Source organism: Enterococcus sp. DIV0755f (genome assembly GCF_051713725.1).
GTDB classification, from domain to species: Bacteria; Bacillota; Bacilli; order Lactobacillales; family Enterococcaceae; genus Enterococcus_D; species Enterococcus_D casseliflavus.
Genome location: NZ_JBIOQL010000001.1, coordinates 1,970,280 through 1,991,635 on the forward strand (window position 1 = coordinate 1,970,280; position 21,356 = coordinate 1,991,635).

21 protein-coding genes and 1 riboswitch are annotated in these 21,356 nt (G+C 44.2%); of the genes, 4 read left to right on the forward strand and 17 right to left on the reverse strand.

Annotation, left to right across the window (positions count from 1 at the left end):
* Nucleotides 1-8: 8 nt before the first annotated feature.
* From purH to purC, 8 genes are all read right to left on the reverse strand, one after another.
* Complete coding sequence (purH, locus tag IGI73_RS08930) at nucleotides 9-1,544, reverse strand: bifunctional phosphoribosylaminoimidazolecarboxamide formyltransferase/IMP cyclohydrolase (protein ID WP_015509884.1); 1,536 nt, start codon at nucleotides 1,542-1,544, stop codon at nucleotides 9-11.
* Nucleotides 1,537-2,121: a phosphoribosylglycinamide formyltransferase gene (gene purN, locus IGI73_RS08935; protein ID WP_428207211.1), complete on the reverse strand. Its 585-nt coding sequence runs from the start codon at nucleotides 2,119-2,121 to the stop codon at nucleotides 1,537-1,539. The genes purH and purN overlap by 8 nt, the downstream gene beginning before the upstream one ends.
* Nucleotides 2,118-3,164: a phosphoribosylformylglycinamidine cyclo-ligase gene (gene purM / locus IGI73_RS08940; protein ID WP_010749591.1), complete on the reverse strand. Its 1,047-nt coding sequence runs from the start codon at nucleotides 3,162-3,164 to the stop codon at nucleotides 2,118-2,120. Before purM ends, purN begins: the two co-directional genes overlap by 4 nt.
* Before the next feature lie 115 nt (nucleotides 3,165-3,279).
* Entirely contained in the window at nucleotides 3,280-4,704 is a 1,425-nt protein-coding gene (gene purF, locus IGI73_RS08945; RefSeq protein WP_010749590.1) for an amidophosphoribosyltransferase, read from the reverse strand.
* Nucleotides 4,689-6,917, reverse strand: a complete 2,229-nt coding sequence (gene purL / locus IGI73_RS08950) for a phosphoribosylformylglycinamidine synthase subunit PurL (protein ID WP_197081988.1) — start codon at nucleotides 6,915-6,917, stop codon at nucleotides 4,689-4,691. Before purL ends, purF begins: the two co-directional genes overlap by 16 nt.
* Nucleotides 6,910-7,587, reverse strand: a complete 678-nt coding sequence (gene purQ, locus IGI73_RS08955) for a phosphoribosylformylglycinamidine synthase subunit PurQ (RefSeq protein ID WP_010749588.1) — start codon at nucleotides 7,585-7,587, stop codon at nucleotides 6,910-6,912. Before purQ ends, purL begins: the two co-directional genes overlap by 8 nt.
* Nucleotides 7,584-7,856, reverse strand: a complete 273-nt coding sequence (purS, locus tag IGI73_RS08960) for a phosphoribosylformylglycinamidine synthase subunit PurS (protein ID WP_010749587.1) — start codon at nucleotides 7,854-7,856, stop codon at nucleotides 7,584-7,586. The genes purQ and purS overlap by 4 nt, the downstream gene beginning before the upstream one ends.
* Nucleotides 7,847-8,572: a phosphoribosylaminoimidazolesuccinocarboxamide synthase gene (gene purC, locus IGI73_RS08965; RefSeq protein ID WP_081116641.1), complete on the reverse strand. Its 726-nt coding sequence runs from the start codon at nucleotides 8,570-8,572 to the stop codon at nucleotides 7,847-7,849. Before purC ends, purS begins: the two co-directional genes overlap by 10 nt.
* 214 nt (nucleotides 8,573-8,786) lie before the next feature.
* Here purC and IGI73_RS08970 point away from each other — a divergent pair, with 214 nt between their 5' ends.
* From IGI73_RS08970 to pbp4, 3 genes are all read left to right on the forward strand, one after another.
* A complete protein-coding gene (locus IGI73_RS08970; RefSeq protein WP_016611022.1) occupies nucleotides 8,787-9,221 on the forward strand; it encodes a hypothetical protein in 435 nt (144 codons plus the stop codon).
* A 100-nt stretch (nucleotides 9,222-9,321) separates the two neighbouring features.
* The gene (locus tag IGI73_RS08975; protein ID WP_142964805.1) at nucleotides 9,322-9,927 is read left to right on the forward strand and encodes a DUF1054 domain-containing protein; all 606 of its coding nucleotides are present in this window, start codon (nucleotides 9,322-9,324) and stop codon (nucleotides 9,925-9,927) included.
* A gap of 1 nt (nucleotide 9,928) precedes the next feature.
* Entirely contained in the window at nucleotides 9,929-11,977 is a 2,049-nt protein-coding gene (gene pbp4, locus IGI73_RS08980; protein WP_347482517.1) for a penicillin-binding protein PBP4(5), read from the forward strand.
* A 49-nt stretch (nucleotides 11,978-12,026) separates the two neighbouring features.
* Here pbp4 and purB read toward each other — a convergent pair whose 3' ends face one another.
* From purB to IGI73_RS09025, 9 genes are all read right to left on the reverse strand, one after another.
* Nucleotides 12,027-13,325, reverse strand: coding sequence for an adenylosuccinate lyase (purB, locus tag IGI73_RS08985; RefSeq protein WP_005231933.1), 1,299 nt, complete (start codon nucleotides 13,323-13,325; stop codon nucleotides 12,027-12,029).
* A 13-nt stretch (nucleotides 13,326-13,338) separates the two neighbouring features.
* Nucleotides 13,339-14,466 carry a 5-(carboxyamino)imidazole ribonucleotide synthase gene (gene purK, locus IGI73_RS08990; protein ID WP_284591656.1) on the reverse strand — a complete coding sequence of 376 codons (1,128 nt, stop codon included), beginning with the start codon at nucleotides 14,464-14,466 and terminating at the stop codon, nucleotides 13,339-13,341.
* The gene (purE, locus tag IGI73_RS08995; RefSeq protein WP_010749580.1) at nucleotides 14,450-14,938 is read right to left on the reverse strand and encodes a 5-(carboxyamino)imidazole ribonucleotide mutase; all 489 of its coding nucleotides are present in this window, start codon (nucleotides 14,936-14,938) and stop codon (nucleotides 14,450-14,452) included. Before purE ends, purK begins: the two co-directional genes overlap by 17 nt.
* 329 nt (nucleotides 14,939-15,267) lie before the next feature.
* A complete protein-coding gene (locus tag IGI73_RS09000) occupies nucleotides 15,268-16,572 on the reverse strand; it encodes a nucleobase:cation symporter-2 family protein (RefSeq protein WP_010749579.1) in 1,305 nt (434 codons plus the stop codon).
* Nucleotides 16,572-17,153: a xanthine phosphoribosyltransferase gene (locus IGI73_RS09005; protein ID WP_010749578.1), complete on the reverse strand. Its 582-nt coding sequence runs from the start codon at nucleotides 17,151-17,153 to the stop codon at nucleotides 16,572-16,574. The genes IGI73_RS09000 and IGI73_RS09005 overlap by 1 nt, the downstream gene beginning before the upstream one ends.
* Nucleotides 17,154-17,229: 76 nt before the next feature.
* Nucleotides 17,230-17,327, reverse strand: a riboswitch (purine riboswitch).
* Between the two features lie 82 nt (nucleotides 17,328-17,409).
* A complete protein-coding gene (locus IGI73_RS09010; protein WP_010749577.1) occupies nucleotides 17,410-18,087 on the reverse strand; it encodes a hypothetical protein in 678 nt (225 codons plus the stop codon).
* A 20-nt stretch (nucleotides 18,088-18,107) separates the two neighbouring features.
* Complete coding sequence (locus IGI73_RS09015; protein WP_005229997.1) at nucleotides 18,108-18,713, reverse strand: glycoside hydrolase family 73 protein; 606 nt, start codon at nucleotides 18,711-18,713, stop codon at nucleotides 18,108-18,110.
* Nucleotides 18,710-19,720: a M15 family metallopeptidase gene (locus tag IGI73_RS09020; RefSeq protein WP_034696034.1), complete on the reverse strand. Its 1,011-nt coding sequence runs from the start codon at nucleotides 19,718-19,720 to the stop codon at nucleotides 18,710-18,712. The genes IGI73_RS09015 and IGI73_RS09020 overlap by 4 nt, the downstream gene beginning before the upstream one ends.
* A 32-nt stretch (nucleotides 19,721-19,752) precedes the next feature.
* The gene (locus IGI73_RS09025) at nucleotides 19,753-20,256 is read right to left on the reverse strand and encodes a hypothetical protein (RefSeq protein WP_005229993.1); all 504 of its coding nucleotides are present in this window, start codon (nucleotides 20,254-20,256) and stop codon (nucleotides 19,753-19,755) included.
* A gap of 123 nt (nucleotides 20,257-20,379) precedes the next feature.
* On the opposite strand from IGI73_RS09025, the gene IGI73_RS09030 reads away from it, so the two are divergent.
* The gene (locus IGI73_RS09030; protein WP_005229991.1) at nucleotides 20,380-21,336 is read left to right on the forward strand and encodes a Gfo/Idh/MocA family protein; all 957 of its coding nucleotides are present in this window, start codon (nucleotides 20,380-20,382) and stop codon (nucleotides 21,334-21,336) included.
* Nucleotides 21,337-21,356 lie beyond the last annotated feature (20 nt).

The window sequence follows — 21,356 nt, forward strand, 5'->3', positions numbered from 1 at the left end:
CCTATTTCTTAGTGTTTAAAATGACGAACACCAGTAAAGACCATCGCCACACCGTACTTATCTGCCATGTCGATCGATTCTTGATCTTTGATACTACCACCAGGTTGAATAATCGCTTTGATTCCTTGTTGTGCTGCATATTCGACACTGTCATCCATCGGGAAAAAGGCATCGCTTGCCAGCACTGAACCAGCCAATTTATTGTTTTCACGGGCTTGTTCCACAGCGATTTTCACTGAACCAACGCGGTTCATTTGACCAGCACCGATCCCGACGGTTTGCTGTTGATTGGCTAAAACGATCGCATTGGACTTCACGTGTTTCACCGCTTTCCAAGCAAATGCCAAGGCTGCGATTTCTTCTGGTGTCGGCTGTCTTTTGGTCACCACGGTCCAATCTGCTGGTGACTCCATTTGATCGTCTGGTTCTTGCACCAATAAGCCCCCAAGGACAGAGACAACTTCTGGCTGTTTGGCTGCTTTTTCGAAATCAACAACCAGCAAGCGCAGATTTTTTTTCTTCGTTAGGATTTCAAGTGCTCCTTCTTCAAATGCAGGTGCAATAATGATCTCAAGAAAAATCCGCTGCAGCTGCTGCGCAGTTGCCACATCAACTGGACGATTTAAGACGATAATCCCGCCAAAAATCGACACTGGGTCTGCTTCGTAAGCTTCTTGGAAAGCTTCAGCAATCGTTTCTCCACTTCCGATTCCACATGGATTCATGTGCTTTAGGGCTACTGCAGTTGGCTCTGTAAATTCTTCTGCGATCCGTAAGGCAGCGTCAGCATCTTTAATGTTGTTGTAAGACAATTCTTTGCCGTGGATTTGTTTTGCGCTGGCAATCGAATAGGGCACGGGTAATGCGTCTTGATAGAAGGAAGCTTTCTGATGACTATTTTCACCATAACGCAATGTTTGTTTCAAAACATAGGTTTTCGTCAAGTTCTCCGTTTCTGTTTCAGCCACCGCTTTGGTCAAGTATTCACCAATCAAGGCATCGTAGGCTGCGGTATGGCGGAAGACTTTGGCAGCTAATTTCTTTCTTGATGCCAACGTCGTATTGCCTTCCTTCAGCTCAGTTAAAACCCAGTCGTAATCCTTGGGATCAACGACAACAGTTACTGAGGCATGGTTTTTCGCCGCAGAACGCAGCATGCTTGGTCCGCCGATGTCGATATTTTCGATTGCGTCGGCTTCTGTGACATCAGGCTTGCTGATCGTTTCTTTAAATGGATAAAGATTGACGACAACGAGGTCGATCGGTAAAATACCGTGCTCAGCCATTGCCTCCATATGAGAAGGCAGATCACGTCGCCCTAACAGACCACCATGCACCCGCGGATGTAGCGTTTTTACCCTACCGTCCATCATTTCAGGAAATTCTGTGATCGCTTCGATGCCGATCGGTTGAAGCCCTGCTTCCTCCAAGACGGTTTTGGTCCCGCCAGTTGAAATGATCTCAAATCCTAAATTGGTCAATTCTTGGACAAATGGTACCAGTCCTTCTTTGTCAGACACACTGATTAATGCACGTTTATTCACGATTTGATAGCCCCTTTTCCACAATTTCAGCTAAAACAGCTGGATAGATTTGGTGTTCCACTTGATGAATTTTCTCTGTCACACTTGTTAACGTATCGTCGGTGTCAATCCGAACGATTTCTTGGGCAATGATTGGCCCTGTATCAATGCCAGCATCGACATAATGAACCGTAACCCCCGTCACTTTCACGCCATAAGCGAAGGCATCGGCAATCCCAGATTTGCCTGGGAAGCTCGGCAACAACGAGGGATGGATATTAATGACTCTGCCTTCATAAGCGGATAATAGGGTGTTCCCGATGATCCGCATATACCCAGCTAAAACAATAAAATCGATGGCATGATAATGCAATTCTTCGATCAATTTCCTTTCAAAGGCTGCTTTTGACGCAAAAGCCGCTGGCTCCAAGACAAGCGTTTCATAGTCTCTTGCGCGGGCTTTTTCTATCACTGGCGCTGCAGGTTTATCGGAAAAGACCAATCCGATCTGCGCCCCTTTGATTTCATTAGCCTGGATCGCATCGGCGATCGCTGTAAAATTGCTGCCCGTTCCAGAAGCAAAGACGGCGATCCTCATCGGACTGCCTCTTTAAAGCAGACAGCTTCGTTGTCACGTTTCGTCACTTTACCGATCCGATACGCTGGTTCTTCATTGGCGGATAGAAGCGCCATTACTGCCGCAACATTTTCTGGCGCAACGGCTAAGACCATACCGATCCCCATGTTGAAAATCTCGAACATTTCTTGGTGAGGAATCGCGCCATGAGCAGCGATCAGATCAAATATCGGCAACTGCGGCCAAGTGTCTAAGGAGATTTCTGCCGCCAGACCTTCAGGCAGCATCCGCGGGATATTTTCAACAAAGCCGCCACCAGTGATATGAGAAATTCCAGCTAGCAATCCTTCTGTCAATAAAGGCTTCAATGCATCCACGTAAATTCTCGTTGGCGTCAATAAACTTTCTGCAAGTGTTTGGTTGTCAAGTTCTGCAAATGTTTCTGCTCCTGTATAGCCATGCTGTTCAAAAAAGACTTTTCTGACTAAAGAGTACCCATTCGAGTGAATGCCTGATGAAGGCAAACCAATCAGCTCATCGCCTTCTTTGATGGTTTCTCCAGTGATCAAGCGACTTTTTTCGACGATTCCTACGGCAAAGCCAGCAAGATCATATTCTTCTGGTTGGTACATTCCCGGCATTTCAGCGGTTTCCCCACCAATCAGGGCAGCACCCGCTTGCACACAGCCCTCTGCGACACCAGCAATGATTTGTTCGATCTTTGCAGGATCGTTTTTACCGACTGCAACATAGTCAAGGAAGTAGATAGGTTCTGCCCCTTGAGCGACGATATCATTCACGCACATTGCGACACAATCAATGCCGATCGTTGTGTGCTGTTCTTGCTGGATCGCCAATAAAAGCTTAGTTCCTACACCATCTGTCCCAGAAACGAGTACTGGTTCTTTCAATTGGTACGATGATAAGTCAAAACATCCACCAAAACCCCCGATTGCCCCCATCACGCCTAGACGTTCTGTTCGTTTCACATGCTTTTTGATCCGTTCGACTACTTCATAACCGGCTTCGACATCGACACCGGCTTTTGCATATGCATTTGCCACGTTTGTTCCTCCTCAATCATTCATCCGCTTTTCTTCATTCAGCTCATTCGTCGTTAACGCAAGTAAACCAGCGGTCCTTCACTGCTTCGTTTGAAAAACCATTTTTGCCTACAATTTATTCAGCTAAAGACGCGAGATAGTTTTCTTCATAATCATACAAAGGGGTTGGATAATCGCCATTGAAATAGGCCATACACAATCCTGAGTAAGGTGCGTCAAAATCTAAACCGATCGCTTCGATCAACCCGTCTTCACTTAAAAAGGCCAAAGAATCTGCTTCGATTTTTTCACAAATCTCAGCTTCCGTATATTTGGCTGCGATCAATTCTTTTCTCGTTTGAATGTCGATCCCGTAAAAACACGGATAGCGCAAAGGCGGCGAACCGATACGTACATGAACTTCTTTGGCACCTGCTTCTTTTAGCAGTTGCACGATACGGCGGCTGGTGGTTCCTCGGACGATCGAATCGTCGACTAGAATCACTCGTTTGCCTTCGACTACGCCACGAACAGCTGAGAGCTTCATCCGTACACCTTGTTCCCTTAACTCCTGCGTCGGTTGAATAAACGTTCGTGCGATGTATTGATTTTTTACTAAGCCTAATTCATAGGGAATACCTGATGCTTCTGCGTACCCGCTGGCAGCAGATAAGGATGAATTCGGTACACCAATGACCATATCCGCTTCGATCGGCGCCTCTTGTGCTAAGCGACGGCCCATATTTTTACGGGCACGATGGACGTTGACGCCAGCGATGTTGGAATCAGGACGGGCAAAATAGATAAACTCCATCGAACATATCGCGGGTTGTACTTCTTGGGTATACTGTTCAATTTGAATGCCTGCATCATCAATGATCACGACTTCGCCTGGTCGGACATCACGAATAAATTCCGCACCGATGACTTCCAACGCACAGGTTTCTGAAGCCACCACATAAGCACCATTGACCATTTTCCCGATTGACAATGGCCGAAAGCCATTGGGGTCTAGTGCTGCGATCATGGCATTTTCGGTCAGTAAAAGGTACGCAAATCCACCTTTAACTTGATTTAATGCCTCCTTGACCCGATCCATAAAAAGCGGTTCTTCGCTGCGACGGATCAAGTGCATGAGAATCTCTGTATCGGAATTCGAGTGGAAAATCGCACCAGCCTTTTCTAAGGATTTCCGTAGACTTTTCGCATTCGTCAAGTTGCCGTTATGAGCTAAGCCAATCTGCTGATCAAAAAATTTGAATAAAAATGGTTGAATATTATCAACGCTACCATTACCAGCAGTTGCGTAACGAACGTGACCAATGGCAGCATCTCCTGTCAGACGCTGGAGGACACGTTCATCCGAAAAGACTTCCGCTAGCAACCCTAAATCACGGTGGCCATTGAGTTTCCCCGCATCATTCGTGACAATCCCTGCACCTTCTTGGCCGCGATGTTGCAAACTGTGTAGTCCGAAGTAGGTGACACGAGCGGCATCTGGATGACCCCAAACACCAAAAACCCCACATTCCTCGTTGAGGCTCTTTACTTCATTAAACATGGAATGGCTTCCTCCCATTTCAATTTCGCCTCAGTAAGGGGCATCTCGATCGTATCATCTTGTGCTTGCATGCGAATCTGGCCATCAGCAGTCACTTCCCCGATCGCTGTTGCAGCAGCGCCTACCAGCGCTTCAAAAGCTGCTTGCTTATCAGGTGCGACTGAAAGCACAAATCGGGATTGGGTTTCTGAAAACAATTGTGCTGCTGGCAATGACACGGTCACATTTAGACCAAAGCCCTTGTCAAAAGCGGATTCGGCTAAAGCGATCGCTAAACCACCTTCGGCACAATCGTGGGCACTTTGAACAAGACCTGCTTGGATCGCTGCGGTAACCAATTGTTGGTTCATTTTTTCTGTTTCAAGGTCAAAGGACATTAAACGCCCAGCGATCTTTCCTGTCTGCAGTTTTTGCAATTCAGACCCATTGAAGTCAGCATGGGTTTCCCCTAGGACATAGATCAGATCCCCCGCTGCTTGGAAATGCTGCGTCGTGATATGCGCCAGCTCTTCGATCAATCCGACCATCCCAATTACCGGCGTTGGATAGACCGATTGTCCGTCCGTTTCGTTGTATAAGGAGACGTTCCCAGAAATGACTGGTGTCTCTAGCACACGACAAGCTTCTGAGATCCCGTCAGCAGCCGTGGATAACTCCCAGAATCCTTCTGGTTTATCTGGCGAGCCGAAGTTAAGGCAGTCAGTGATCGCCAATGGACGCCCACCGGAAGCGACGATATTTCGAGCAGCTTCTGCAACTGCGATCTGTCCGCCGACTTCTGGATCTAAGTACAGGTAACGAGCATTACAGTCAGTCGTCATCGCCAAGGCTTTATTGGTTCCCTTGATTCGTAACACAGCGGCATCACTGCCGGGTCCTACCACGGTATTGGTACGAACTTGCGAATCGTAGGTTTCAAAAATCGAGCGTTTTGAAGCGATCGTCGGCTGCTGCAGTAGATCGGCAAATACAGACGTTGCTGAGTGAATCACTGGAACAAAGTCTGGTGTTTCCTTAAACACTTTGATCCGTTTCGGTTCTGCCATCTCTTTGTAGTAAGTCGGCGCATCTTCAGCTAAAGCATCTACTGGCAAATTAGCGACTTCCTGTCCGTGATGGAACAAACGATAGTTGCCATCATCTGTTACTTCACCGATCACGACGGCTTCTAGATCGTATTTCTTAAAGAGTGCTTCCACTTCAGTTTCATGTCCTTTTTTGACACAGATCAGCATCCGCTCTTGAGATTCTGACAACATCATTTCATAAGGCGTCATATTGGTTTCTCGTTGTGGAACATCATCTAACGTTAAACGCAACCCTGATCCGGCTTTTGATGCCATCTCGGCACTAGAAGAAACCAATCCAGCAGCACCCATATCTTGAATTCCGACTAAAATGTCCGAATGATCCACGATCAATTCCAAACAAGCTTCCAACAAAAGTTTTTCCATAAAAGGATCACCGACTTGTACGGCGGAACGTTGTTGTTCTTCCCCTTCGACAAATTCTTCCGATGCAAAAGTCGCCCCATGTATCCCGTCGCGTCCTGTTTTTGCGCCGACATACATGATGGTGTTTCCAACACCTTTGGCCTGCCCTTTTTGAATATCCTTGTGGGCAATGATCCCTACACACATCGCATTGACTAATGGATTGCCTTCATAACAAGGATCAAATGCCACTTCACCACCGACGGTCGGAATCCCAATACAGTTGCCATAGCCACTGATTCCAGCAACGACTTCTTCCAAAAGATATTTCGTTCTTGGATTATCTAACTCACCAAATCGTAAGGAGTCTAAAACAGCAATCGGTCTTGCTCCCATACTGAAGATGTCGCGGATGATCCCACCAACACCAGTTGCTGCTCCTTCATAAGGTTCCACCGCAGAAGGATGATTATGGCTTTCCGCTTTAAAAACGACGGCTAGATCATCGCCGATATCCACGATACCCGCACCTTCTCCAGGTCCTTGCAGTACTTGCGGCCCTTCTGTCGGGAATTTCCGCAAAACAGGTTTGGAATTTTTGTAAGAACAATGTTCACTCCACATCACTGAAAAGAGTCCAGTTTCGGTATAGTTCGGTAAACGTCCCAAAATATCTTCTGAGATCATCCGATATTCTTCTTGGGTCAATCCCCATTGCTCGTATAATTTCGTGTCTTTGATTTCTTGTGGTGTAGGTTCTTTTACGATCATTTTATCCATTTACCGGCACCTTCCCAAAATTTTTCAATAATGAAGCAAAAAACTTCTTGCCATCTTCTGAGCCTAATAAGCTTTCCATCGCTCGTTCTGGATGAGGCATCATGCCTAGAACATTGCCAGCTTTATTACAGATACCAGCGATGTTGTGTAGGCTACCGTTGACGTTATCTTCATAACGGAAAACGATTTGATTGTTGGCAACCAATTCCTGATAAGTCGTTTCATCACAATAATAATTGCCCTCACCATGAGCGACAGGAAGCGTGATGACTTGATCCGTTTCATATTCAGAAGTAAAAGCTGTTTGATTATTCACTTGCAGACGGACCGGTTTGCAAATAAAATGGAGTGATTCATTTCTTTGTAAAACCCCTGGTAACAAGCCCGCTTCCGTTAAAATTTGAAACCCATTGCAGGTACCAAAGACAGGTTTGCCTTCATTTGCCAGACGAATGACCTCTGACATGATCGTTGAAAAACGGGCGATCGCTCCACATCTTAAGTAATCACCATAAGAAAATCCTCCTGGAAGCAAAACACCGTCAAAACCGGCTAAACTGTCTGCATCATGGCGCACATATTCTGCTTCTGCCCCCATGATATCTTTGATTGCCCACATCAAATCAACATCACAATTTGATCCAGGAAAAACGATCACTGCAAATTTCATAGGGCCGCTTCCTCCATTTGAACCATTTCATAACGGTAGGTTTCCATATTGACATTTGCCAAAAGCTTGTCGCAGATCGCTTCGATTTCTTCTGCTACAGCTGCTTGTGTTTGATTGTTTGAAGGTGTCACTTTGATTTCAAAGTATTTCCCGATCCGAATATCACTGACATCTTGATACCCCAAGCGATGAACCGCTCCTTTCACAGCTTCCCCTTGAGGGTCTAAAACAGATTCCTTATAGGTTACATAAACTTTGACTAAATACATGCTGAATTCTCCTTTTCTAAACGATTTAAGACTTCTTCATAAACAGGAACGATGTCCCCTAAATCACGTCGATAAACATCTTTATCAAGATGCTCATTTGTCCCCATATCCCATAAACGACAAGTATCTGGTGAAATCTCATCAGCCAGAAGCAACTCGCCCTTTTTGGTTTTGCCGATCTCGATTTTAAAATCGATCAAGCGAATGTTGATGTTCGCAAAGATTTCCAGTAACGCAGCGTTGACTTGCAGCGCCAATGTTTTGATCTGGTCCAGCTCCTCTTCTGAGGCAAGCCCTAGATAAAACACATGATCATCATTGATAAACGGATCATCCAAGCGATCTTCTTTGTAGTAAAACTCTACGATCGGCTTTGGCAGTTTGGTTCCTTCTTCGATGCCCAAGCGCTTTGAAAAACTACCAGCAGCCGTGTTGCGAACAACGACTTCTAAAGGAATCATGGTGACAGCTCGAATTAATTGTTCGTGTTTAGACACTAATTGAAGAAAGTGACTTGGGACGTTTTTGTCGGCTAGCCGCTGAAAAAGATGCGCAGTGATCTGATTGTTCAAGGCACCCTTTCCTACAACGGCATCTTTCTTTTGACCATTCAATGCAGTAGCTTGATCCAAATAAACGACTCTCAATACATCCTCTTCGTTGGTTTTAAACAATTTCTTGGCTTTTCCTTCATAAAGAAGCACTTCTGATTCCATAATCCACCTCAGTTAAGTAATATTTTTCACATAGCGATGACACACATCTTTATTTGCTTATTATTCTAACAACGCAGAAAAAGCGGGTCAACGATTATCTGTACATTTACATATTAACAAACACGAATGTTCGCTTTTTACCCATTTGGTTGAAAGTAGATTCCTCTTTAGAAGCAGCAAAGGATTTATAAAGCGTTTACAATATTCTTTTTTCATGCTATATTTAGGTCGTATTGTAGCTACATTCAAGGAGGAGTACTATATGTGGTCGCTAAAGAATCGTGCTGAACTTTTTTTAGCTCATTTATCAGACAAAGAAAAACAACAGCTCCATAACGAATTATTGGCCGTGCAGCAAATCCTTTCCATCAACCAACAAACAAGTTTCTATTTATTCAGTCCCTTCAAAAAAGGGGCGCGCCCTCATTATGCCGAAGAACAAAAGCGTGTTCTACAATTTCAAAATGAACGCAATGACGAATTGATCATTCATCAAATCCATCGCCAAAGCTTATTTAAACATACGTATTCTTTTCGGATTTATTTTAATTTAGAAGAAATGGACTTTTCTTTCTTGGATGATCTTTTGCATCTTTTGAAGGAACAAAGCCAGACACCAACGTTTAAATTGAGTCCAGCGGCAAACTGACTGAGTATCCTTCGATAAAAAAAGGTAAAATAAACAAAAGCCCGTATTTTATCGGGCTTTTTTTGTTATACTATTTTCAGACAACAGAAAGGATACGATTATGCTATTTACGAAACAATCATTTGATGCTTTTTCTTTAGAAACGTTAGACGAACGAATGGAAAAAATCCGTGCCGAGATTCAGCCGATTTTTCAAACGATCGGTGAGGAAGCGATCCCATTAATTGAAGAAAGCTGCCAAGAGCCTTTTTATTTGCATATTGCTCAGCACCGACGCAGAACCGTCTACCCTCCTGCCGAAACCTGGGCAGGGATCGGTCCGAACAAACGAGGCTATAAAATGGATGCCCACTTTCAAATTGGGATCAATCAAGCGTATGTCTTTGTTTGGCTCAGCGTGATCGACCAACCGAAAAATCAGGCAACGATCGCTGAATCCTGGTTGGCCCAAAAAGAATTATTCGATCAATTACCAGCTGACTTTACACTTTCTCCTGATCACACAAAATACGACCACCACCCTATCGCCATGTGGCCAACCTATCTGGAACGATTGAAGAAAGTCAAAAAAAGCGAGCTTCAAATTGGAAAGATTTTTCCGAAAGAAATGATCGAAGACGTTGAGATGGCGGATATTTTAGCAGTTTATCAAACGCTGTTGCCGCTTTATCATGCCCGTATGACGGCTTTGAAGGAGGAACAATAATATGTCAGAAAATCGGCGCTCTCGCAACGAAAAGCCAGCGAAAAAGCCCAAGCGCTTCGTCTGGTTGGCACTTCCTGCCGCCTTATTGGTACTAGGCGGCGGCTATTATGGTTATACCGTCTATCAGGATCGGCAAGAAGAAGCCGCTGCTAAAAAAGCCCTCACTTCCTTTATCGACGCTTTGGCCGATCAGAAGTACAGTGACTTGCCTGCCTTCGTGTCTGAAGACAGTTTAGCATCAACCGGCTTTACCGCAGACGAAGTCTCTGCAAAATACGAAGCGATCTTCACTGGTATCGGTGCCGAATCATTTAAAGCCTCTGGGATTGAGGTAACTCCTAATGACAAGGATTCCGATCAATTCAATTTCCAATACAACGGTTCCTTGACCACCTCGTTAGGTGAATTAACCGAGCTTTCTTATAGTGGCACGATCACTGTAGCAGATAACGAAGCCAAGATCGATTGGTCCCCTCAGTTGATCTTTCCAGGAATGGAGGGACAAGACAAAGTCAATATTTCCGTAGATAATGCCACTCGCGGGGAGATTCTCGACCGAAACAACGAACCACTAGCAGAAAATGGCACGCTTTATCAGTTAGGCGTCGTTCCGGGGCAACTGGGCACGGGAGACGAAAAAAACGCCAATATCAAAGCGATCGCGGAACGTTTCGACCTGACAGAAGAAGCCATCAATCAAGCGTTGGGGCAATCTTGGGTTCAAGATGAGTTGTTCGTCCCCTTGAAGATCATCGAACCAACGGATGAGATGCCAACTGGAACAAGTTTAAAAGAAACGACTGGACGCACTTACCCACTTGGGGAAGCTGCCGCCCAACTGATTGGTTACTTAGGAAATGTAACAGCGGAAGATATCGAAAAAGATGAAACACTAGCAAGCAACGGACAAATTGGTCGTAGTGGTCTGGAAGCTGCCTTCGATAAAGAGTTGCGAGGAGAAAACGGCGGAAAAATCGCCATCACAGATGAAGATGGTGCTGAAAAAGTCGTCCTGTTAGAAAAAGAACGCGCAGATGGCAAGGATATCCAACTGACCATTGATGCCCAAGCCCAAAAGACGGCGTTTGACTCCTTACAAAACCAAGCAGGAGCAACGGTCGTTACCGAACCCAAAACTGGCGATCTGCTGGTACTTGCCAGCTCGCCAAGTTATGATCCCAATAAAATGACCCAAGGGATCTCACAAGAAGATTATGATGCGTATGAACAAAATGAAGACCTGCCTTTCATCAGCCGCTTTGCTACGGCCTATGCACCTGGTTCGACCTTTAAGGCCATCACTGGTGCGATCGGCTTGGAAAATGGCACGATCGATCCTACGCAGAGTATCGCGATCGATGGATTGAAATGGCAAAAAGATAGCTCGTGGGGCGACTACTTTGTGACGAGAGTTACTGATGTAGCTTCTGTGAATCTCAAGGATGCACTGGTATACTCTGATAATATTTATATGGCGCAACAAACCCTATCTATGGGCGAAGATGCCTTTCGTGACGGCTTGTCGAAGTTGATTTTTGGTGAAACATTGGATTTACCGATCGCGATGAATCCTGCTCAAATTTCAAATGAAGACTCCTTCAATTCGGACATTTTACTGGCAGATACCGGCTATGGCCAAGGAGAATTGCTATTGAATCCAATCCAGCAAGCGGCTATTTACTCCGTCTTTGCCAATCAAGGGAAGCTGGTCTATCCCCGTTTAGTGAAAGAGGCAGAGCAAAAAGACAAAGAAGTCTTTAAAGCAGAAACGATCGATCAAATCAATCAAGATTTGACCGCCGTTGTTTCCGATCCAAACGGAACTGCACATTCCTTGGCAGCATTAAACATTCCATTGGCTGCTAAGACAGGAACAGCTGAAATCAAAGAAAAGCAAGATGAAAAAGGCCAGGAAAACAGTTTCTTATTTGCCTTTGATTCGCAAGACCAAGGATTTCTGATGGTCTCCATGCTAGAAGATCGCCAGGAAAACCAATCAGCAACTGGTTTAGCACCTGAGCTATTGACCTACTTAGCTGAACATTATTAAAAAAAAGCCGCAACCTTCAGACAAGGATCTGAAGGTTGCGGCTTTTTTCTTATTCGGCTAAACCGACACGTTCAAAGATCGTGTCGACTTGTTTTAAATGATGGTTGTAATCAAACGCATCGTCTAAGTCTGCTTTGGACAACACATCCGTAATGGCTGGATCAGCTTCTAATAGTGGACGGAAATCCGTTTGCTCATCCCAAGCTTGCGCTGTTTTTGGCTGAACCAAGTCATAGGCTTGCTCTCTTGTCATACCGTGATCGATCAATTTCAACATCACTCGTTGGCTGTAGATCAATCCAAAGGTCGCATTCATATTGCGCTTCATATTCTCTGGGAAAACAGTCAGATTTTTGACGATATTGCCAAAGCGATTCAGCATATAATCGATCAAAATCGTCGTATCCGGAATAATGATCCGTTCTGCCGATGAATGTGAGATATCCCGTTCATGCCACAGTGAGACATTTTCATAAGCTGTCACCATATGGCCGCGAACGACTCGTGCAAGTCCCGCCATATTTTCAGAACCGATTGGGTTACGCTTATGGGGCATGGCAGAAGAACCTTTTTGACCTTTTGCGAAGAATTCTTCAACTTCTCGGGTTTCTGATTTTTGTAAGCCCCGGATTTCGGTTGCAAATTTCTCAATGCTAGTTGCGATCAACGCCATTGCAGAGAAATACTCTGCATGCAAGTCACGAGGTAGTACTTGTGTGGAAATATCTTGCGCACGAATCCCTAATTTTTCACAGACATACTCTTCGACAAACGGTGGAATATTTGCAAAGGTTCCAACTGCTCCGCTGATCTTTCCTGCTTCGACCCCTTTTGCTGCCCGCTCAAAACGCTCGACATTGCGTTTCATTTCCGCATACCATAAGGCTAATTTCAAGCCAAAGGTCGTTGGTTCCGCATGTACACCATGGGTACGTCCCATCATTACGGTATGTTTGTATTCTTTGGCTTTTTCACCAATGATCGTCACAAAACGATTTAAATCTTCCCGAATCAAGTCGTTGGCTTGTTTCATCAAGTAGCCATACGCAGTATCAACAACATCCGTCGACGTCAAGCCGTAGTGGACCCATTTACTTTCATCACCTAAAGATTCAGAGACTGCTCGGGTAAAAGCAACCACATCATGTCGCGTTTGCGCTTCGATCTCTAAGATACGGTCGATATCGAAGGTTGCTTTTTCACGAATCAAAGCAACATCCTCTTTCGGTATCTCCCCTAGTTCCGCCCAAGCTTCATCCGCCAATATTTCTACTTCTAACCACGCTTGGTAACGGTTTTGATCGGTCCAAATAGCACCCATTTCTGGTCTTGTGTAACGCTCTAACATGTTATTATCTCCTTTAATCCCAAATATTGGTTTGATAGATTTCTTCAGTGGTCTCTGCGATATTTTCTGTCAAAACAGTGATATGACCCATTTTACGCCCGGTTTTCGCTTCTTCTTTGCCATAGTAATGGAATTGCCAAGCAGGTTTTGTGGCAATCAACTCATACGTTTCTGTCAATTCATCGCCTAAGACATTGACCATGACTGCTGATGAAAGCAATGACACTTCTGGTAATGGCCAGCCACAGATCCCCCGGATATGGGCATCAAACTGACTCATGGAACAAGCTTCGATCGAATAGTGACCAGAATTATGCGGTCGCGGTGCCAACTCATTGACATACAAGCCGCCACTTTTAGTCAAGAACATTTCGATGGCTAAAACGCCTTGCAGATCCAAGGCCTTCGCAATAATATGAGCGATCCGTTTGGCTTCTTCGGCAACTTCTGGATCAATGCGCGCAGGAGCGATCGTTTGATGCAAAATATTGTTGCGGTGGATGTTTTCTACCACTGGGAAAGTGGTAAAGGTTTCTCCATTACCAGCAACTAAAATCGACAATTCTTTTTCAAAAGGAATCCACGCTTCTAATTCGCACGTCCCTTCACGCAGTAAGTTCATCGAAGGCGCTAAGTCCGCGGTACTGTATAACACGTGCTGCCCTTTTCCGTCATAACCGCCTCTAGTCGTTTTTAACACACAGGGATAACCGATACTGTCGATGGCATCTTGGATATCCGTTGGACTGATGATCGTGGCATAAGGTGCAATTACGATATTGTTAGCCTCTAGAAATGACTTTTCTAATAAACGATCTTGAGTGATTGCTAACAGGTCAGTCCCTTGAGGGATATGCGAATAAGGCAAAATGGAATTCAATGCCTCGACACTGACATTTTCGAATTCATAGGTGATCACGTCGGCACGTCGAGCCATTTCTTCTAAAGCAAACACATCATCGTAGGCAGCAACAATATGCCAATCAGCGACTTGGGCTGTTGGACAATTGGCAGTAGGGTCTAAGACGCCAACCCGAAAGCCCATTTCTTTGGCACTCATTGCCATCATACGACCTAGCTGTCCTCCGCCAACGATTCCGATCGTTGCGTTGGGCATTAAAGGTTTAATCAAGTTGATCACTACTTTCCAATACAATTTCTTTTAATGTATTTCTTCGCGCGTTTAATTTCTCCGCTATCTCTAAATCATACATGGAAAGCATCTGCGCTGCAAGTAGTCCTGCGTTAGTTGCGCCAGCTTTTCCGATCGCTGTTGTTGCCACTGGTACACCAGCTGGCATCTGCACGATCGATAGTAGGGAATCCAACCCGTTTAATGCGCGAGATTGTACAGGCACACCAATGACGGGCAACGTTGTTTTCGCTGCGACCATTCCTGGCAAATGAGCTGCTCCTCCTGCTCCTGCGACAATGACTTTGATTCCTTCTGCACGAGCAGTTTCGGCAAATTCGAACATCAAATCTGGTGTACGATGTGCCGAAACGACTTTTTTCTGATAAGGTATCGCTAACTCATCTAAAATCAAGCAGCACTCCTTCATTGTTTCCCAATCTGACTTGCTCCCCATAATCACTGCAACTGCTGGTTTCATTTGATTTTCCCTCCAACGATTTTTTACTAGTTTCTTCTGAATCAAGCTCAGAAGTATTTTCTCACGAAATTAGTTTGTTAGCAGCAGTTTGTCACTGCAACCCAACGCCCCTTGCATAACACGTTATGACTAACAATCACTTTCACCTTTAAATAGTAACGAGTTGCCGGAGCAATGTCAAAATATTTTCGAACTATTTGCTAGTTTATCTTTGTATCGTTCGTTTTTATGGCTAAGAAAACTATTCAGTCTTTCTGTTTGGTAGGAAAAAGACAAATAAAGGAACAATACAAAAAATCCAGACGAATCCTCGTCTGGATCAAATCAACTTACTGTTGCAAGCTCAATTCCGTCACTTCGTCTGTTTCTTTCGGCAATCCGTTGAAGAACAGATTCAAAACAATGGCTGTCAAACTACTCATGACGATCCCATTGCCTGTAAACATTTGGACGGTTTCAGGCATCTGACTGAATAAGGTTGGCATCATATTGAACCCTAAACCAAAACCGATCGATACCGCAATCACTAACAAGTTCTTGTCATTCATAAAATCAACTTTGCTCAGCATTCGCATCCCTTGAACAGCGACCATGCCAAACATCACTAACATGCCGCCTCCCAGTACTGCTTCTGGAATGATTTGCGCAATGGCACCGACTTTTGGAAACAGCCCTAATACGATCAAAAAGATAGCTGAAAAGAAAATCGGGCGTCGCGTCTTAATACCTGAAAGTTGAACCAAACCTACATTTTGTGAAAATCCAGTATAAGGAAATGTATTGAATATCCCCCCAAGGATCACCGCCAAGCCTTCCGCACGATAGCCGCGCTTTAAGTCATTGCCTGTAATCGGTTTTTCAGTAATATCTCCCAGCGCAAAATAAACACCAGTGGACTCTACCAGACTCACGATGGAAATAATGATCATCAAAACGATCGACCACAGATCAAAGGTTGGTAAGCCAAAATAAAAAGGCTGAGGCAAATGAAACACAGGCGCGTGGGCGATGGCAGAAAGATCCACCAATCCTAAGAGCGCTGCTAAAATGGTCCCACCGATCAAACCGATCAAAACGGCAATCGAGCGAATAAAGCCTTTCCCAAAGACCTGCACCCCAATGATCAAGGCAATCGTCACAAAGCCTAACAATAAATTCGTTGGATCACCAAAGTTAGCAGCTGCAGCATCGCCCCCACCGATTTTAGTGATGGCGACTGGAATCAAGGTCAAGCCGATGACGGTAATCACGGTTCCCGTCACCAATGGGGGAAACAAGACTTTGATTTTCGAAAAAATGCCAGCGATCAGAACAATGAAAATCCCAGCGGCAATGATCGCTCCGTAAATCGCACTGATCCCTGATTTGGTGCCAATCAAAATCAATGGGGAGACAGCTTGGATGGCACAGCCTAAAACGACTGGTAGGCCGATCCCGAAAAAGCGGGTAACAACTAATTGCAAAAGCGTAGCGATTCCGCACATGAAAATATCGATCGAAATCAAATACGTCATCTGAGCTTCATTGAAGCCCAGACCTGTTCCAATCAACAAAGGAACGGCAACAGCTCCTGCATACATCGCTAGTAAATGTTGCAAGCCTAAAACTGCTGAACGGCTATTCGTTTCTTTCATTAGGCATCTCCTTCTAAAAAGCTGACTTGTCCCTCAGACAATGAGGCGATCCGTGCTAGTGAAACAACAGGAATCCCCATTTCTTCAAGTAATTGTCGACCACTTTGGAATGATTTTTCAATCACGATACCGATACCGACGACGTTGGCTCCTGCTTGTTGGCACAGTTCGATCAAGCCTTTTGCTGCTTGTCCGTTTGCTAAAAAATCATCAATAATCAAGACTGTATCCTCTGAAGACAAAAATTTCTTGGAAATCGATACTTGGCTGGTCACTTGCTTGGTAAAGGAATAGACAGATGCAGTCAGCAGCTCTTCATCCATTGTCAAACTCTTTGCTTTACGGGCAAAGATCATTGGTACTTGTAACTGTTCTGCAGTATAAAGGGCTGGTGCGATCCCTGAAGCTTCGATGGTCACTACTTTTGTGATGCCGCTTCCTTGAAACCGTTCCGCGAAGACTGCACCGATTTCTTTCATCAACTCATAATCCACTTGGTGGGTCAAAAATTGGTCCACTTTAAGAACCCCTTCGCCCAGCACATTTCCGTGTGTTTTGATACGCTCAACTAATTTTTCCATCCTAGCTCTCCTCGTTCCTTTCTATTCCATCCTGAAAAAAAAGACACTCTTTTTGCCAAAGCAAAAAAAGTGTCTAACAGGCACGATTTTTACTTATAGTCCGATATTTACGGTATCGGGTAGAGACTGTCGACCATATTTCGACGATATACAAGTAATTTTTAAATGATAGATTCGATTATGCCTGTCTTTGATTAAAAACACAAGCATGGAATGCCCTTTATAAATAAAAATATTCTCATTTGTGGATCATTTCCTACTCTGGCTTCTCCATATCGCGATAGTGTTCCATCTTTTTACTGAAAAGCTCCCCATTGGACGGCGGCGTGTAGGTGATGGCATTCGCGCCTGCTTCAATCGTTTCTAAGATGCTTTCATCGGTTGGTCCACCGGTTGCGATGATCGGCAGCTTCGGATATTTTTTACGGAAGAAAGCCACGGTATCTGCTGTGTCCTTGCCCGCACTGATATTGATGACTTTCACACCAGCTTCAAGCTTGGCATCAATTTCGGTATACTTACTCGTTACGGTACTGATAACGGGAATATCTACAACTTTACAGACCTGCTCCACAGTTTTCAGTGGCGTTGGTCCGTTTAAGACGACCCCGATCGACCCTTGGGCTTCAGCAAACATGCTCATATAAGACGAGCGAAATCCTTGGGTCAAGCCCCCGCCGACACCAGAAAACACTGGAATGTCCGCTGCTTCGATGATTGCTTTCGTAATTGCTGGGTGTGGTGTAAAGGGATAGACCGCAATCACAGCATCCGCATTTGTATTACGGATGATCGCAATATCCGTTGTGAAAATAATGGAGCGGATTTGTTTTCCAAATATTTGAATACCGCTAGCCTCTCGAATAACTTTAGGCACTTTCACGATATCTTTACGCAAATCGGTGGTGATTTTTGGCATATATTTTTCTTCCATAAGCAGCCAACTCTCTTTTCTTATTGATCAAATCGATTCAATTGGTAGGTTTCAATTACTTGAATGATTTTGCTGGCATAATCCGGATCCGTTGCATACCCTGCATCTTGTAATGCTTGTGCGGCACTGCGGTAGTCGTTTGCTGTCAAGACATTTACATAAAGTGCAGGATTCCAATCCACACCATTTACAAACAACATCGTATGATCATCCATTGATTCTTCCCAAGTATCATAGACACGAAAATCTCCTTGAATCGTGACCCATTCTCCATTATAAAACTCTTGGGTATCTAATGTCACCTTTTTTGAATGGCCAAACGACTTAATTCCAAATAAATTATTGTATTCACTGGCTAGAGAACTTTGACCCCAATCTGATTCAAGGATTGCCTGTCCAATAATGATACTTGGTAAAATCCCGTAGCCCTTTTGCAGTTCTTGTGCGTAAGGAGCGATGCGATCAATAAATTCTTCATGGGAGATGGCTTCCGTGTTTGTTTCTTCCTCTTTTGGAAGGGGGTCTGCCAAACTATTCAAGGAAAAAATAAAAGCAATCCCAATCAAGAATAACCCTAGAAAGACTAATGGGAAACGAGTCTTCTGTTTTTTTCGTCTTGCGCTCATTTTTTCACTTCCTTTGTCTGACTAAACACATTTTCAGAAAACAAATTGCCTCCATTCAGCAACAACTCATCTTGTGTAAGCTCACTGCTTTCTTGACTTTTAGCAAGAGACCCCTCATAGATCCAGTCCTCTGCCAAAGGATCTTCCCATTCGTGAGAGGACAGTTCTGCTTCTTTTCGAGCGATGTGTTCTTTTGCTTCTTCCAGAAACTCTTCAAAGGTCAACTCCTGCTCCTCAATGTAGGTTGCCACTTCGACCCCTACATATCGTAGATGCCAAGGCTCATAATCGATTTGCGTAATAGCATGTTTTCCTTTCGGGTAACGGATGATAAACCCATACTCCCTTGCATGAGCTTGTAGCCATTTTCCACCCTCAGTATCACCGAACCCCTCATTGAGCAGTTCTCCTGTATGATTTTGATACCAATCCTGATCCACAACATCAACAGCAAGCCCAGTATGGTGTTCGCTATAGCCAGGCTCAGTAAAGGTCAGTTTCGTGATCCGAATTGCTTCTTCTTTTGTATGACCTTGACTCATCAGGGTGTTGACATTGGCATTGAATATCTCCTCTTGATACGCGACTGAACGGTAGGCAGAGACCATCACCAAAGGATGTCCTGCAGCTTTTGCGGCATCTGCCAGCTTTTCATAAGCTGAAACGATGCGTTGATCGACGAGATAGCCATTCGACAATTTCCCTAAATCTTTTTGGGCAATTTCGCTTTTGATTTTATTGTTTGGGCCTACCAAAACCAATGACCAATCATCCAATGAGACAGTTGGAAAATCCTCTTCGTTCACTTCATCACTAGCACTTGCTTGTTCTTGTGACTCTTGCGTGTTCCCATTTGGCTCTTTTTCATTTGTTTCTGTTGTTTCACCCGTTGATGCTTGATCTGTTGAACGAGCGATACTTGCACTCTTTGTTGGGGTGACTGCGGTCACTCGGTTCACTTGAATGGTTAAAAGAACCAGAAACAAGAAGCCCGCCGCCGCAGCCATTCCATAATACTTTTTCAAAAAATATCCTACCTTTAGTTGTAAGTTTCTTCCAGATTTTCTTTGACCCACTCCAACAGTTCGATTTTTTCATTGCGAATTTGCTGCTGAACAAAAGCGGGCAATCGGAAGTTTAGTATATCATCATAACCCCACTCATCATACGTAATACTGACTCTCAAATCAAGGTATTGGGCTGTTTCTTCAGATTCTGTTAACAATTCGACTTTCGCTAAATCGCTTGCTAACCACGTTCTGGCGATTTGAGTCTTCATTTTTTTGAACTCGACGACCGCTTGATTGCGTTTTTCTGGATAAATGACGGTTTGCCGAATGATTTTTTGGATCAACATCCATTCATAATCTGAAAACAGCAGCTTCACTTTCTGATTTTCAGCAGGTGACAGACTCATTGTGCCATTTTTCCATGCCTCCCATTGCTCCTCGGTGATGCCTAATTGTGTTTCATAAAACTGTTTTTCTGATGCGTATTGCTCGATGATGGTATTTAAAATAATTGCAATTGATACATTATGCATATGTTATCCCTCCTCTTCTATATTTTACTGAAAGTCAGCCGTAATGGAAACTTTTTGCGATTGTTTTTGATTATTTTAAAGAATTGATTTCTTTTGTTATACTAAATACGAAGGAGATGATCAATGATGAAAAAATACCGTTGGGGAATGATTGGCCTCGGAGATATCGCAACGCAATTTGCTGCTGGCTTTTCTAATGAAGCAAGTGAACTATATGGGGTCAGTGCCCGGAGTTTCCCTAAAGTCCAAGCATTTGCTGAGAAACACTCTATTCCCCATGCCTATGAAAGCACAGATGCCATGTTAGAAGATCCGCAAATCGATATTGTTTATATTGCAGTACCTAATGATCTTCATCATGAATTTATTATGAAAGCTCTGATGGCAGGAAAACATGTCCTCTGCGAAAAAGCCATCACCACCAGTGCCGATGAGCTAGCGGAAGAACTAGCCTTAGCCAAAGAAAAAAACCTAATCTTAGAAGAAGCAATGACGATTTTCAATATGCCGGTTTATGCTCGGTTGAAAGAAGAGATCGATGCCGGACGCTTAGGAAAATTAAAAATGATCCAAGCACCATTTGGCAGCTACAAAGATCCAGACCCAAGCAATCGTTTCTTCAATCCAGATTTAGGTGGCGGTGCTTTATTGGATATCGGTACGTATGCTGTTTCATTTGCCCGCTTTTTCATGACGGATACACCAGAAGTGACGTTTAGCAGCATGAAGCCCTTCTCTACAGGTGTGGATGAACAATCAGTCACGATCCTACAAAATCCAGCCGATGAAATGGCTAGTGTCACGCTGACTTTTCAAGCGAAAATGCCTAAAACCGGTATCGTCGCTTTCGAAGAAGGATACATTACCGTAGATGAATACCCTCGTGCGGACAAAGCCGTGATCCATTTCCGAGATGGAACAAATGAAGTGATTGAAGCTGGCGACAGCAGTCAAGCCCTTAATTATGAAATTGCCAATATGATCAAAGCCATCGATGGCGAGATCGAAGGATCGATCCATTTGACCACCGATGTCATTGACGTTCTTGATCAAATGCAAGCTTTTTGGGAACAGCAGTAAAATGAAAAAGACTCCTTTTT

What these genes read in the sequence shown, in the direction of transcription:
- purN (WP_428207211.1), bottom strand. Translation starts at nt 2,121, where the DNA reads ATGAGGATCGCCGTCTTTGCTTCTGGAACGGGCAGCAATTTTACAGCG.
- purF (WP_010749590.1), bottom strand. Translation starts at nt 4,704, where the DNA reads ATGTTTAATGAAGTAAAGAGCCTCAACGAGGAATGTGGGGTTTTTGGT.
- purL (WP_197081988.1), bottom strand. Translation starts at nt 6,917, where the DNA reads ATGGATAAAATGATCGTAAAAGAACCTACACCACAAGAAATCAAAGAC.
- purQ (WP_010749588.1), bottom strand. Translation starts at nt 7,587, where the DNA reads ATGAAATTTGCAGTGATCGTTTTTCCTGGATCAAATTGTGATGTTGAT.
- purS (WP_010749587.1), bottom strand. Translation starts at nt 7,856, where the DNA reads ATGTATTTAGTCAAAGTTTATGTAACCTATAAGGAATCTGTTTTAGAC.
- purC (WP_081116641.1), bottom strand. Translation starts at nt 8,572, where the DNA reads ATGGAATCAGAAGTGCTTCTTTATGAAGGAAAAGCCAAGAAATTGTTT.
- IGI73_RS08970 (WP_016611022.1), top strand. Translation starts at nt 8,787, where the DNA reads ATGCTATATTTAGGTCGTATTGTAGCTACATTCAAGGAGGAGTACTAT.
- IGI73_RS08975 (WP_142964805.1), top strand. Translation starts at nt 9,322, where the DNA reads ATGCTATTTACGAAACAATCATTTGATGCTTTTTCTTTAGAAACGTTA.
- pbp4 (WP_347482517.1), top strand. Translation starts at nt 9,929, where the DNA reads ATGTCAGAAAATCGGCGCTCTCGCAACGAAAAGCCAGCGAAAAAGCCC.
- purB (WP_005231933.1), bottom strand. Translation starts at nt 13,325, where the DNA reads ATGTTAGAGCGTTACACAAGACCAGAAATGGGTGCTATTTGGACCGAT.
- purE (WP_010749580.1), bottom strand. Translation starts at nt 14,938, where the DNA reads ATGAAACCAGCAGTTGCAGTGATTATGGGGAGCAAGTCAGATTGGGAA.
- IGI73_RS09000 (WP_010749579.1), bottom strand. Translation starts at nt 16,572, where the DNA reads ATGAAAGAAACGAATAGCCGTTCAGCAGTTTTAGGCTTGCAACATTTA.
- IGI73_RS09005 (WP_010749578.1), bottom strand. Translation starts at nt 17,153, where the DNA reads ATGGAAAAATTAGTTGAGCGTATCAAAACACACGGAAATGTGCTGGGC.
- IGI73_RS09010 (WP_010749577.1), bottom strand. Translation starts at nt 18,087, where the DNA reads ATGGAAGAAAAATATATGCCAAAAATCACCACCGATTTGCGTAAAGAT.
- IGI73_RS09015 (WP_005229997.1), bottom strand. Translation starts at nt 18,713, where the DNA reads ATGAGCGCAAGACGAAAAAAACAGAAGACTCGTTTCCCATTAGTCTTT.
- IGI73_RS09020 (WP_034696034.1), bottom strand. Translation starts at nt 19,720, where the DNA reads ATGGCTGCGGCGGCGGGCTTCTTGTTTCTGGTTCTTTTAACCATTCAA.
- IGI73_RS09025 (WP_005229993.1), bottom strand. Translation starts at nt 20,256, where the DNA reads ATGCATAATGTATCAATTGCAATTATTTTAAATACCATCATCGAGCAA.
- IGI73_RS09030 (WP_005229991.1), top strand. Translation starts at nt 20,380, where the DNA reads ATGATGAAAAAATACCGTTGGGGAATGATTGGCCTCGGAGATATCGCA.